Below are 13,396 nucleotides of genomic sequence, written 5' to 3' on the forward strand. Positions count from 1 at the left end.
GGCACACCCGGCCCGTCAGTCTCAATCGTGATCGGGGCCGGGGGCGGCGAGCGCCTCCGTGGACGCGCGTCCGCGGGGGCCGCCCTGGTGGGGGCCGCCTTCTGCGCGGTCCTGCGCGTCCTCGGTCCCATTCTCCCGCGTGTCGCCACCGCCCGCCGCCCGCGCGGCGGCCTGGTCCGTCCCACACGAACCGCTGCCGCCCGGCCGGTGTGCGGAGCCCTCGTCCGTCCTGCGTTCGGCGGCCCTGGTCTGCTCGGCCAGGTGCAGGCCGGCCTCGATGACGGCGTTCATCACCGGCGCGAGCCGTTCCTCGCCCAGTCGCGGGGCGCGGCGGGCCATCGCGGCGACCAGGCGGCGCTCGCGCTCCATGTCTCGACCGGCGAAGCCGCCGACCGGCTTGAGCCGCTGAACGGTGCCCGCCAACCCCGCCCGGCGCTCCAGCAGGACGGCGAGCGCCGCGTCGACGCGGTCGATGGCCTCCCGGGCCGCCGCCACCGTCGCGGGGTCCTCGTCGCGGACGAGGGCGCCGACCACGGTCACCGCCTCGCGGGCCGCCGCGGCCGCCTCGGCGCCGGCGTCGGGCCCGAGCCACAGCCCGTCCGCGCCCGCGGCCACCGCGGCCGCCGCCAGCGCGGCCCCGCCGGGCGCGGCGAGCACCGGCCGTCCCGAAAGGTCTCTGGCCGCGCGGGCGGCGCCGAGGTCCGCGCCGAGGCCCTCGTGGGACGCGCCTCCGTCCTCGCACAGCACCACGCCGGGGGCGCCCTCGGCCGCGCAGCGGTCGGCGGCCCGCAACCACTCGTCCAGGGAGGTTCCCGCGCCCCGGGTCAGCACCACAGGAAGACCGAGCGCGCACGCCGCCCGGGCCGGCGCCGGGCCGTCCGTCCACGCCACGGCGGCGAGCACCACGCCGTCGGCGTACGCGGCGATGGCGGGCACGTCCTCGGGGGACGCCGGTTCGGCGAGCAGCGGCCCGTCCCACCCGGACCTGGCCCGCGCGAGGTCCTCCGCCGCGCGGCCGGCGCGCGGGCGCAGCCACCGCCCGTCGGCGCCCTGCCAGGACGCGGGTGCGCCGCCCAGCACCACGGCCGGGCCGGCGCCCACGGTGAGGCTCGCGATGCGCACGGGGCGCGCGCCAAGTTGCCCGGTCGATGACATGTCGGCTCCCTCGGTGGGCGCCGGCCGCGTCACCCGCGAGCCGGCGGGGTCGTTGAATGACGAAAGGCGAAGACAGGTCGTCTCCGCCTCTGCCGGCTCCGATTGTCGCTAGATCGTGACGGCGGCCGGTCCTGCGGGAACCGGGCCGGTGAACACGAAACAGCAAGTCATGGCACTGAGAATAGCAGTAAAGCGCCACCTGGTGGACACCGCGTCTCATATGGCGGACGTTTTGGGCGGCGGCGCGTTTGCACGTGCGCACCGCTATGGGACGATTCATTCGCCTGAAAGGGGGTAGCGGCGGGTGATGTCGGAAGCACGGCCGGATGGACGGCGTCAAGGACGCCGCGTGGCCGACCGCTACCAGCTCTTGGAGCCGATCGGCCGTGGCGGCATGGGCATCGTATGGCGGGCGCACGACGAGCTGCTCGACCGGGCCGTCGCCGTCAAGGAGGTCCGCTATCCCGGCGACCCCGAGGACGACGAGGTCGCCGAGCTCAACCGGCGCACGCTGAGAGAGGCGCGGGCCGCGGGCCGGCTGACCCACCCGAACGTCGTGGTCGTCCACGACGTCATCGAGGAGAACGGCCGCCCCTGGATCGTCATGCAGCTCGTCGACTCGCGCTCGCTCGGCCAGGTTCTGCGCGACGACGGGCCGATGCCGGTGCGCATGGTCGCGGAGATCGGGCTGCAGGTCCTGGAGGCGCTGCGCAGCGCGCACGCGGCCGGGGTGCTGCACCGGGACGTCAAGCCCGAGAACGTGCTGCTCACCGACGACGGCCGGGTGGTTCTGACCGACTTCGGCATCGCCCGCATGGAGACCGACACGACGATGACCCGCACGGGTCTGGTCGGCACGCCCGCGTTCATCGCCCCCGAGCGCCTGCGCGGCTACCCTGCCCAGCGCGAGTCCGACCTGTGGTCGCTCGGCGCGACGCTGTACGCCGCGGTCGAAGGCCGCCCGCCGCACGACAAGGGCATGGCGATGGCCACGATGCACGCCGTGCTGAACGACGAGCCCGAGCCCGCCCTGCGCGCCGGACGGCTCGGCGCCGTCCTGTCCGGGCTGCTGGAGAAGGACCCCGGCAAGCGTCTCAGCCCCGACCAGGCCGAACGCATGCTGCGCAGCGTCGCGGAGGACCGCGGCAGCGTCCCGACGACCGCCCAGCGGACGCTGCCGGCGACGCCGCTCCCCACGCCTCCCACCAGCCCGCCGCGCAAGCAGCCCAAGCCGCCGCGCCGGCCGGCCGGCGAGCGGCCCGAGGCCGCGGCGGCGCAGGCCGCCGTCCCCGCCGAGGCGCAGGCGCGCGGCCGGGCGGAGGCGCTGGAGAAGGTCCAGTCGCTCAAGCCGGCCCCCGCCTCCGGGCGGCCCGCCGGCGAGACGCCCGGCCAGGCCCCGCCCGCCGACGCCGAAGCCGGTCCGCGCGCCGATTCCGCCGCGCGGACCGAGGCCGGCTCGGGGCGCGGGAGCGCGGAGGCCGCCGGGAACGCCGGGCCGTCCGCGGCCCATGAGGGCGCGGCGGGCGCGGCGGCCGAGGCCGTCCGCCCCGGCGCGCAGGACGCCCCGCGCGCGGCGTCCTCGCCCGCGGGCACGGCCGAGCCGGACGCCGGCGAGGCCGGGCACGACGAACCCTCGGACGGGCCTGCCGCCGGCACGCCCCAGGCGGGCGCCGCCGGAGGGGAAGACCTCGCGGACGGGAAGGCGGCGGTCCGGGGGGCGCCCGTCTCCGCGGCCTCACCCGCCAGGCCGGCGGGCCGGCCGATCAAGGCTCCGGTTCAGCCGGTCAAGCCCGTCGACGCCGTGGAGCGGTCCGCCGCACCGGCCGAACCCTCCCCGTCCTCCATGCCCTCCACGCCCGCCGGGCCGATCGAGCCCCAGCGGCCGACGCGCGTCCCCCGGCAGGCCGCCGCGTACGGCGCCGAGGGCCGGACACGGCCCGAGACCCGCAAACGTCCCTACGGCGACGCGCCGGGCGGCGGCCCGTACGCGCCGGCGGGCGGCGCCGGGGACGCCTATGACAGCCCCGCCGCCTCCTACGAGGGGCCCTCTCCGGCCGCCTACGAAGGCTTCTCCGGCGCCTCGGCCGCACCGCCGATGCCGTCGGCCGCATCAGACGGCGAGCCCCGGCGCCCACTTCCGCTGCTGCGCGTCGCCCTGGTGGCCATTCCCGCGCTGATCCTGGTGGCGGGCGTCGCCCTGTGGCTGGGGGCCCGCGACGCCTCCACCCCCTCCGGCGGCACGTCGGCGTCCGGGGACAACTCCTCGGCCCCGGCGACGGACGCCTCCGGCGCCTCGGCCGCGCCGTCCTCGGGCGCCTCCTCCGCGCCGTCGGCGGGCGCCTCCTCCTCGCCGTCCGCCGCTCCGAGCAAGACGGAGAAGCCCTCCCCCAGCCCGAAGCCGACCTCCTCCAGTCCGGCGGGCGTCCCCGACGGGTGGCACAGGTACAAGCATCCGGGCGGGCTGTTCTCCATCGCGCTGCCGAAGGGGTGGCACGTGGACGGCAGGGGGAACGGCGAGGTCCGCTTCCGCGGCGACTCCCACACCTACCTGGAGGTCCACCACACCTCCACCCCGGAGTCCGACGCGGTGAAGGTCTGGCGGCGCGACACGCCGGGCATGAGCGGGAACTTCTCCGGCTACAAGCTGATCGCCATCAGAGAGGTCAAGGGCTACTGGAAGACCGCGGCCGACTGGGAGTTCACCTTCGGCGACAGCCGCTTCCGGTCGCGCGTGATCGACCGCGGCTTCGTCACCGACAAGCACAACGGCTTCGCGCTGCTCTTCAAGACCGAGGACAAGGGCTGGAAGGCGAAGAAGAAGCTGTTCGAGACCTTCGCCGCGACTTTCAAGCCCCGCAAGTAGCGGTCGCGGGCGCCGTCCGGCCGAGAGCCGTACGGGGCCGCCGCTCCCCCGGCGGACGGCGGCCCCGTCCACTCGCGGACGGCGGTCGCGTGCCCGCGAGCGTCCGGTTATGGGACGATGCGGGGGCGCGAAGGGAGGCAGGGGCGAGGTGACCGCTGAGACGCAGCGCCGGGTCGCCGGCAGATACCGTCTGCTGGAACCCATCGGCCGCGGCGGCATGGGCGTGGTCTGGCGGGCCCACGACGAGCTTCTCGACCGCACGGTCGCGGTCAAAGAGGTCCTCTACAGCGCGATGAGCGAGCAAGATCGCGTTGCCTTCAACCGGCGCACGATCCGCGAGGCGCGGGCCGCCGGCCGCCTGGACCACCCGTCGGTGGTCGTCGTCCACGACGTCATCGAGGAGGACGGCCGGCCCTTCATCGTCATGCAGCTGGTGCGGTCGCGGTCGCTGGGCGAGGTCCTCAGGGACGGCGGGCCGCTGGAGCCGCGCACGGTCGCCGAGATCGGCGCGCAGGTGCTGGACGCGCTGCGCTCCGCGCACGCCTCAGGGGTGCTCCACCGGGACGTCAAGCCCGAGAACGTCCTGCTCACCGACGGCGGCAGGGTCGTGCTGACCGACTTCGGCATCGCCACGATGCCCGAGGAGACCGCGCTGACCACCACGGGCAACCTGTCGGGCACCCCGGCGTTCATCCCTCCCGAGCGGCTGCAGGGCAGGCCGGCCGGGCCCGAGTCCGATCTGTGGTCCCTCGGCGCGACGCTGTACGCCGCCGTGGAGGGCCGGCCGCCCTTCGACCGGGGCGCCCCGGTGCCCACGATGGCGGCCGTGCTGAACGACGAGCCTGATCCCGTGCGGTCGGCCGGGCCGCTGGCCCCGGTGATCGCCGGGCTGCTGCGCAAGGAGCCCGCTCAGCGCATGCCGGCCGCCGAGGCCGCCGAGGCGCTGCGCCGCGTCGCCGCCGGAGAGCCCGTGCGCGCCGGACGGGGCAGGGCCGGGCGGCGGGCCGAGACCGCGCGCCACACCTCGCCACACGTGGGGTCGTTCCATCCGGGCGGCACCGTCGCCGGCACCGTCCGGGCGCCGTGGCCGGCCCCCGACCGGCGGGCGCCCGCGGAGGACGGCCGGGCCCGCCGGGGGCGGTCCAGAGCGGCCCTGCTCACGGGCGTCCCGCTGCTGGCCGTCCTGGTCGGCCTCGGCGGCTGGTACGGCTACCGGCAGGTCGCAGGCCCGGCGGCCGCGTCACCCTCGGCGTCATCGTCAGAGGCCGGCTCCGCCACGCCGGTGGGCACCTCCTCGGCGGTGGCGCCGTCGTCCTCGCCGTCCGGCCCGAGCCCTTCGGACGCGTCGTCCTCCTTGCCGGAGGGCTGGCGCACCCACGCCGACAAGCTGGGCTTCACCGTCGCGCTCCCCGGGCGCTTCTCCGAGTTCGGCCGCACCGGTACCCGGGTGTTCTTCCGCGCGCCCGGCGGCCACGGCTACCTGCTGGTCGACATCACCCCGTGGCCGACCCGCGACCCGCTGGCCGCCATGAAAGCGGTGGAGGAGCAGGCGACGACGAAGAGGAGGCTGCCCGACTACCGGCTGGTCTCGCTGCGCGCCCTGACCTACCTCGACCGGCCGGCCGCCGACTGGGAGTTCACCTGGCGGACGAAGGCCGGCCGGGCGCACGTCATCGACCGGGCCTTCACCACGGCCGACGGGCGGCAGTTCGCGATCTACTGGCACACCCTGGACAAGTACTGGCAGGCGGATTATCCCTTTTTCGCGACGTTTGCGAAGACTTTCCGGCCATCCTGACTACGAAGGCATGTGACCGAAAATTTAGGGTAGCCAGCCTCACATGCCGGATTCCTCCCAGGTCACAGAACGAGCCGTGGCAGGCCGATACCGTCTGCTCGAACCAATCGGCCGAGGTGGAATGGGCACCGTCTGGCGGGCCCATGACGAGATCCTCGGCCGCGAGATCGCCGTCAAGGAGCTGATCGCGCCACCGGAGCTCACCGGTCCGGAACGGGAGATCTTCGCGGAACGGACCCTGCGGGAGGCGCGCGCCGCAGGGCGGGTCAGCCACCCCGGCGTCGCCACCGTCTACGACGTGTTCGAGGAGAACGGGCACCCGTGGATCGTGCTCCAGCTGGTGCCCTCCGACACGCTGGGCGCCGTCGTCCGCGACCAGGGACCGCTCCACCCGGTGCGCGCCGCCGAGATCGGCCTGCAGGTGCTCGCCGCGCTGCGCGCCGCCCACCAGGCGGGAGTGCTGCACCGGGACGTCAAGCCGGACAACGTCCTGCTGGCCAAGGACGGCGGGCGGGCGGTGCTCACCGACTTCGGCATCGCGACCCTGGAGGACGACTCCCCCGTCACCCGTACCGGCACGCTCATCGGCACCCCGGCGTTCATCGCGCCCGAGCGCGCCGCGGGCGGGCAGGCGACCCGCGCCTCCGACCTGTGGTCGCTCGGCGTCACGCTGTACGTCGCGGTGGAGGGCCGCTCGCCGTTCCAGCGCGGCAACCCGCTGGCGACGCTGGGCGCGGTCATGCACGACCCGCCCGCGCCGATGCGGCTCGCCGGGCCGCTCGCGCCGGTGCTGGCCGGGCTGCTGAAGAAGGACCCCGCCGAACGGCTCACCGCCGCCGACGCCGAGCGCTACCTGCGCATGGTCGCCGCGGGCATCGCGCCCGAGCCGACGATGCCGGCCGTTCCCGCGACCCCCATGGTGCCCGCTCAGGGGCGGGCGCCGTCCGCGGAGCGGGCGGCGGCCCCGAGGCCGGTCACCGAGCCTGGAGCGGTCCCCCCGCAGGCCCGTCCGGGCGGCGGGCGCGGCATCGCGCTGGCCGGGCTCACCTCGCTGATCCTCTCGGTCGGCCTGGTGGCGGGCGGCCTCGCCTGGGTGACCGCGCGGTCGGCCGGGACCTCCACCCCGGCGACCTCCCCGACGGTCCGCGTCACCGTGTCGGTCACCCCGACCGCCGAGCCGGTCACCCGGCGTTCCTCCCAGGAGACGTACACGCCGCAACGCGGCGGGCAGGCCACCGGCCACGCTCCCGCCACCTCGGCGCCCCGGCCCACCGGGGGCCGGCCGACGCCGGACAAGAGCGAGAGCGGCGAGGACCGCAAGCCGTCCGCCAAGCCCTCCAAGCCTTCCAAGCCCTCCCCGTCCAAGCCGCCCAAGCCGACCGAGAGCGACGAGGGCGACGGCAACGCCGTGCCGCCGGGCGAGGGCGGAGGACCGGGAGACGACTCCGCCGGCTCCAAGAACGGCGGAGGGGACCCCCGCCAGAACGGCGACGTCACCAGCGATCACGGCGAGGCCGGCGGAGACGCGCGCGTCATCGGCGGCGGCCCCCTGCCGGGCGTCTGACCGCATCTAACGGCGTTTGAGGGCGTCTGACCGTATCTGACGGCGTCTGACCGCAGTGGCCCGCCCGGCGGCGGGCGGGTCAGGACTCGGCGCGGACGGCGTCCAGGGCGCGGGCCAGCTCTTCGGGGTAGTCGCTGGTGAAGGTCACCCGCTCGCCGCTCGCCGGATGGTCGAACGACAGCGAGACGGCGTGCAGCCACTGGCGGGTGACGCCGAGACGGGCCGCCAGCTTGGGGTCGGCGCCGTAGGCGAGGTCGCCCACACAGGGGTGCCGCGTGGCCGACATGTGGACCCTGATCTGGTGGGTGCGGCCGGTCTCCAGCTTGATGTCGAGCAGCGACGCCGCCCGGAACGCCTCGATCGTGTCGTAGTGGGTGATCGACGGCTTGCCGCCCGCGACGACGGCGAACCTGCCGTCGCCGGCCGGGTGCCGGTCGATGGGGGCGTCGATGGTGCCGCGCAGCGGGTCGGGGTGCCCCTGGACGAGCGCGTGGTAGTGCTTGTCGACCGTGCGCTCCTTGAAGGCGCGCTTGAGCCGGGAGTAGGCCACCTCGCTCTTGGCCACCACCATGACGCCGGTGGTGTTGGCGTCCAGGCGGTGCACGATGCCCTGACGCTCCGCCGCGCCGCTGGTGGCCACCCGGTGCCCGGCGCCGAGCAGGCCGCCGACGACCGTCGGGCCCGTCCAGCCCACGGTGGGGTGGGCCGCCACGCCGATCGGCTTGTTCACCACGACGATGTCGTCGTCCTCGTAGACGATGCTCATGCCGGGGACCGGCTCGGCCACCGGCACCGGCAGGCCGGGCGGCGGCGGGATCACCACGTCCAGCCACGCGCCCGCGTGGACGCGGTCGGACTTGGCCGCGGCCGCGCCGTCGACCTGGACTTCGCCGGCGGCGATCAGCTCGGCCGCGCGCGTGCGGGAGAAGCCGAACAGCCGCGCCAGGGCGGCGTCCAGGCGCTCGCCCTCCAGGCCGTCGGGCACGGGGAGACTGCGCTGCTCACCCATGGGTCCCGCCCTCCTCACCGCGCGACGCGGCGTCGGGCGTGGCGGCGTCGGCGTCGGGCGTGGCGGACGTCTCGTCGCCGGCGCGCGTGCCGTCGATCTGGTAGCCGCGCCAGGCCAGGAACACCGCCAGGATGCCGCCGCACACGATCGCCGAGTCGGCGACGTTGAACACCGGGAAGCCGGTGACCGGGAAGACCTCGATCCAGTCGACGACGTGCCCCTGGAACGGCGCGGGGTAGCGGAAGACGCGGTCGGTGAGGTTGCCGAGCGCGCCGCCGAGCAGCAGGCCCAGGGTGACCGCCCACGGGACGCTGCGCAGCTGCCGCGCCGTGCGCAGGATGGCGACGACCACGCCCGCCGCGATGACCGTGAAGATGATCGTCATGCCGGTGCCGATGCTGAACGCCGCGCCGGAGTTGCGGATCACCCGCAGCTGCAGCACCTCGCCGATCACCCGGACCGGCTCGCGGCCCTCCAGCACGTCGACCACGATGGTCTTGCTGGCCAGGTCGAGCGCGTAGATGAGCACCGCCAGGGCCGCGAGGGCGCCGATGCGCTTCGGACGCGGCTCATCGCCGCGTCCCGAGGCGGGGCGCGGCGGTTCCGGCGAGGGGGGAACCTCCGGCGAGGCGTTCAGCGGCGCTCCTCCCGCTGCTTGCACGAGACGCACAGCGTCGCTCTCGGGAACGCCCGCAGCCGCTCCTTGCCGATCGGCTTGTGGCACGATTCGCACTCTCCATATGTTCCTGCGTCGATGCGGGCGACCGCCCGCTCGTTCTGCGCGATCAGATCTCGCGCATTCAGGGTAAGGGCGATCTCACGTTCACGCTCATAGGTCTTGGCCCCGGCGTCCGCCTGGTCGTCGCCGGCGCTGTCGCTGATGTCGCCCGAGGCGATCTGCGACTCCGCGCGCGCGACCTCGGCGTTCAGCTCCTCGATCTCGCCGAGCAGGCGTCCGCGAACCTCGGAGAGTTCCTCCGCGGTCCAGCCGGCAGCGCCGTTCGTCTCCGTGGCGGTGGTCTTGTCCGCCCGCGTCATACCGGCCATAGCGGCCTCCTCGCCGTTCCACCTGTTGAGCAGTGCGGGAAGCATAGGTCGGCCATATCCGAAGAACAAACGACGCGCCGACCGTTTACGCCATCCGTAACACCGCAGCCCTTTCGGTCAATTCCTGGTCGTTACCGGTTATCTCCACGACCTTGTCCCTGCTTGTCGCACCGCTGACGAGCCGTACGTCCGCGCGGCGCACGCCGAAGGCGCCGGCGACCGCGCGCAGGGCCGCCTCGGTGGCCTTGCCGTCCACCGCGCGGGCGTTCACCTTGACCACGATCGCCTCCTCGCCGTAGACGCCGCCGACGGACTCGCGGGCGGCCCCCGGCCGCACCCTGATCGCCAGCCTCATAAAGGTGTCGGCTCCTCTCCCATCGTGGGATATCGTTTCAGTTTGCAAGGCGTTGATGGGGACGAGTACCTCCGATCCCCCTCGCACGAGCGACCCGGGGACGGTGCGAGCCCGGGGCGAGGCCCAGAGGGAAGATCACCCCGGAGCCGCCGGAGGAACGGCCGCGTCCCGATCGACGGTCGCGTGGCCCAGTAGAACCGGCAGCGGTGACAAGAGTGGGCCTCTTTTCGGGAGATCTCCTTCGCGGAGATCTCGCGGGCGGGGTCAAGGAGGGTGGTACCGCGGGGCCCGGGGCCTCGTCCCTCCACGCCATGGAGAAACGCTCGCGTGGAGGTCTGCCGCTCCGATGTCCGCACCCTACTTCCGCTCTCTTCCCGCGCAGGTCGACCTGCCCGCCCTTGAGGCGGAGGTGCTCGACCGCTGGCGCGACGGCAAGGTCTTCGAGCGGTCGCTCGAACAGAACGCCGGCGGCCCGTCGTGGGTGTTCTACGAAGGCCCGCCCACCGCCAACGGCATGCCCGGCGTCCACCACGTCGAGGCCCGCGTCTTCAAGGACGTCTTCCCCCGCTACAAGTCCATGCGCGGGTTCAACGTGCCGCGCAGGGCCGGCTGGGACTGCCACGGCCTGCCGGTGGAGGTCGCGGTCGAGAAGGAGCTCGGCCTGTCGGGCAAGCCGCAGATCGAGGCGTACGGCATCGCCGAGTTCAACGAGCGCTGCCGCGAGTCGGTGCGGCGCCACGTCGACGCCTTCGAAGAGATGACCGAGCGCATGGGCTACTGGGTCGACATGTCCCAGGCCTACCTCACGATGGACCCCGCCTACGTCGAGTCCGTCTGGTGGTCGCTGAAGGTCATCTGGGAGAAGGACCTGCTGTTCCGCGACTACCGCATCACGCCGTACTGCCCGCGCTGCGGCACCGGCCTGTCCGACCACGAGCTCGGCCAGCCCGGCGGGTACGAGAACATCACCAGCCCCTCGGTGTACGTCCGCATGCCGGTCACCTCCGGGCGGTTCGTGGGCGCCGACCTGCTCATCTGGACCACCACGCCCTGGACGCTGGTGTCCAACACCGCCGTGGCCGTCCACCCCGAGGTGACCTACGTGGTGGCCGCCAAGGAGGGCGAGCGGCCGGTGATCGTGGCCGAGCCGCTGCTCGAGAGCGCCCTCGGCGAGGGCTGGACGGCCGGCGAGAGCTTCCCGGGCACCGAGCTGGAGCACGTCCCCTACTCGCGGCCCTTCGACCTGGTGGACATCCCCGCCGCGCACTTCGTCGTGCTGGGCGACTACGTCACCGTCGAGGACGGCACCGGCCTGGTCCACCAGGCGCCGGCGTTCGGCGCCGACGACATGACGGTGTGCAAGCGGTACGGCCTTCCCGTGGTCAACCCGATCGGCCCGGACGGGCGGTTCCTGCCCGACGTGCCGCAGGTCGGCGGCACGTTCTTCAAGGACGCCGACGAGGGCCTCACCGAGGACCTGCGGACGCGCGGCCTGCTGTTCAAGGGCAGCCACTTCGAGCACTCCTACCCGCACTGCTGGCGCTGCCACACCGCGCTGCTGTACTACGCGCTCCCCGCCTGGTACATCCGGACGACCGCGATCAAGGACCGCCTGCTCGCCGAGAACGACCGCACCAACTGGTACCCCTCGACGATCAAGGAGGGCCGCTACGGCGAGTGGCTGCGCAACAACGTCGACTGGGCCCTGTCCCGGTCGCGTTACTGGGGCACGCCGCTGCCGCTGTGGGTGTGCACGACCCACGAGTCCCACGTGACCTGCGTCGGGTCGCTGAAGGAGCTCGGCGACCTCGCCGGGCGCGACCTGTCGGCGCTCGACCCGCACCGGCCGTTCGTCGACGACGTCGCCTTCCCGTGCCCGGTCTGCGGCGACGAGGCCCGGCGCGTGCCCGACGTCATCGACGCCTGGTACGACTCCGGCTCCATGCCGTTCGCCCAGTGGGGGGCTCCGCACGTCAACAAGGAGGCCTTCAAGGCGTCCTACCCCGGCCAGTTCATCTGCGAGGCGCTCGACCAGACGCGCGGCTGGTTCTACTCGATGATGGCCGTCGGCACCCTGGTCTTCGACAAGTCGTCCTACGAGAACGTGCTGTGCCTCGGCCTGATCCTCGCCGAGGACGGCCGCAAGATGAGCAAGCACCTCGGCAACGTGCTGCAGCCGATCCCGCTGATGAACCAGCACGGCGCCGACGCCCTGCGCTGGTTCATGGCGACCTCCGGCTCCCCGTGGTCGCCGCGCCGGGTCGGTCACGCCGCGCTGGAGGAGATCGTCCGCAAGGTCCTGCTGACCTACTGGAACACGACCTCCTTCTTCACCCTGTACGCGGGCGCCGAGGGGTGGTCGCCGTCCCGGCTCGGCGAGGCCCTCGCGCACGCCGAGCGGCCGCTGATCGACCGCTGGGCGCTGGCCGAGCTGCACCGCACGGTGGCCGAGGTCACCGACGCGCTGGAGTCGTTCGACACCACGCGCGCCGGCCGGCGGCTCACCGACTTCCTCGACGACCTGTCCAACTGGTACGTCCGCAGGTCGCGCCGCCGCTTCTGGTCGGGCGACGTCTCGGCGTTCGCCACGCTGTACGAGTGCCTGGAGACCGTGACCCGTCTGATGGCGCCGCTCGTGCCGTTCCTCACCGACTACCTCTGGGACGTGCTGCGCACGCCGGAGGCGCCCGCGTCGGTGCACCTGGCCACCTGGCCGCAGGTGCGCGAGGACCTGCTGGACCCCGGTCTGTCGGAGCAGATGGCGCTGGTGCGCCGCCTGGTCGAGCTGGGCAGGTCGGCGCGCGCGTCCAGCGGGGTCAAGACCCGCCAGCCGCTCGGACGCGCGCTCGTCGGCAGCCCGCGGTGGTCGTCGCTGCCCGGCTCGCTGCGCGATCTGATCGCCGACGAGCTGAACGTGCAGGCGCTGGAGGACATGTCGGCGTTCTCCGCCGACCTGGTGTCCTTCACCGTCAAGCCGAACTTCCGCGCGCTCGGCAAGCGGTTCGGCGGCGGCACCAAGGACGTCGCCGCCGCCATCACCGCGGCCGACCCCGGCGACCTGGCCGCGCGTCTGCGCGCGGGCGAGACGGCGACCGTGCTCGTGCACGGCGAGCCGGTCGACCTCTCCGCGGACGAGGTGATCATCACCGAGCAGCCCCGCGCGGGCTGGGCGGTGGAGACCGGCGCGGTCGGCACGGGCACCGGCGAGACCGTCGCCCTCGACCTCACCGTCACCCCCGAGCTGATGCGCGCCGGCCTGGTCCGCGAGGTCATCCGCCTGGTGCAGGACGCCCGCAAGTCCAGCGGCCTGTCCATCACCGACCGCATCGACCTGTGGTGGACCGCCTCCGGCGACCTCGCCGAAGCCCTGCGCACCGGCGGCGCCAAGGTAGCCGAGGAAGTCCTGGCCACCTCCATGACCGAAGGCACCCCCCCGGCCGACCTCCCATCCCACAGCGACGCCGACCTGGGCCTCACCTTCCACCTGACCCGCACCACCGGCTGACCCTTTCCGGCCCTTCCCCGGACGCGACAGGAGTCGTGAAGGCCCCGAACCACCTCGGGGCCTTCACGTACCCGATCACAGGAGGGCTTCGCGGGTGAGG

9 protein-coding genes are annotated in these 13,396 nt (G+C 74.0%); 4 read left to right on the forward strand and 5 right to left on the reverse strand.

Features of this window, described 5'->3' with window-relative positions:
- Window positions 1-21: 21 nt before the first annotated feature.
- Window positions 22-1,155, reverse strand: a complete 1,134-nt coding sequence (locus ACZ6QO_RS07110) for a chorismate mutase (protein ID WP_465848486.1) — start codon at window positions 1,153-1,155, stop codon at window positions 22-24.
- Window positions 1,156-1,504: 349 nt separating this feature from the next.
- On the opposite strand from ACZ6QO_RS07110, the gene ACZ6QO_RS07115 reads away from it, so the two are divergent.
- The 3 genes from ACZ6QO_RS07115 to ACZ6QO_RS07125 all read left to right on the forward strand — a co-directional run bounded on the left by ACZ6QO_RS07115 (window position 1,505) and on the right by ACZ6QO_RS07125 (window position 7,380).
- Window positions 1,505-4,018 (forward strand): serine/threonine-protein kinase, encoded by a 2,514-nt coding sequence (locus ACZ6QO_RS07115; RefSeq protein ID WP_465848488.1) that lies wholly within the window; start codon window positions 1,505-1,507, stop codon window positions 4,016-4,018.
- A gap of 148 nt (window positions 4,019-4,166) precedes the next feature.
- The gene (locus ACZ6QO_RS07120) at window positions 4,167-5,816 is read left to right on the forward strand and encodes a serine/threonine-protein kinase (protein WP_465848489.1); all 1,650 of its coding nucleotides are present in this window, start codon (window positions 4,167-4,169) and stop codon (window positions 5,814-5,816) included.
- A 43-nt stretch (window positions 5,817-5,859) separates the two neighbouring features.
- Window positions 5,860-7,380, forward strand: coding sequence for a serine/threonine-protein kinase (locus ACZ6QO_RS07125; RefSeq protein WP_465848491.1), 1,521 nt, complete (start codon window positions 5,860-5,862; stop codon window positions 7,378-7,380).
- A 79-nt stretch (window positions 7,381-7,459) separates the two neighbouring features.
- On the opposite strand, the gene ACZ6QO_RS07130 is transcribed toward ACZ6QO_RS07125, so the two are convergent.
- The 4 genes from ACZ6QO_RS07130 to ACZ6QO_RS07145 all read right to left on the reverse strand — a co-directional run bounded on the left by ACZ6QO_RS07130 (window position 7,460) and on the right by ACZ6QO_RS07145 (window position 9,791).
- Complete coding sequence (locus ACZ6QO_RS07130) at window positions 7,460-8,389, reverse strand: RluA family pseudouridine synthase (protein ID WP_465848492.1); 930 nt, start codon at window positions 8,387-8,389, stop codon at window positions 7,460-7,462.
- A complete protein-coding gene (gene lspA / locus ACZ6QO_RS07135) occupies window positions 8,382-9,050 on the reverse strand; it encodes a signal peptidase II (protein ID WP_465848493.1) in 669 nt (222 codons plus the stop codon). The genes ACZ6QO_RS07130 and lspA overlap by 8 nt, the downstream gene beginning before the upstream one ends.
- Window positions 9,023-9,427 carry a TraR/DksA family transcriptional regulator gene (locus ACZ6QO_RS07140; RefSeq protein ID WP_465848665.1) on the reverse strand — a complete coding sequence of 135 codons (405 nt, stop codon included), beginning with the start codon at window positions 9,425-9,427 and terminating at the stop codon, window positions 9,023-9,025. The genes lspA and ACZ6QO_RS07140 overlap by 28 nt, the downstream gene beginning before the upstream one ends.
- Window positions 9,428-9,521: 94 nt before the next feature.
- Entirely contained in the window at window positions 9,522-9,791 is a 270-nt protein-coding gene (locus tag ACZ6QO_RS07145) for a DUF167 domain-containing protein (RefSeq protein WP_465848494.1), read from the reverse strand.
- Window positions 9,792-10,137: 346 nt separating this feature from the next.
- Between ACZ6QO_RS07145 and ileS the strand changes: the two genes are divergently transcribed.
- On the forward strand, window positions 10,138-13,296 hold the full coding sequence (ileS, locus tag ACZ6QO_RS07150; RefSeq protein WP_465848496.1) for an isoleucine--tRNA ligase: 3,159 nt from the start codon (window positions 10,138-10,140) through the stop codon (window positions 13,294-13,296).
- Window positions 13,297-13,396 lie beyond the last annotated feature (100 nt).

Source organism: Sphaerisporangium sp. NPDC049457, from assembly GCF_055586705.1.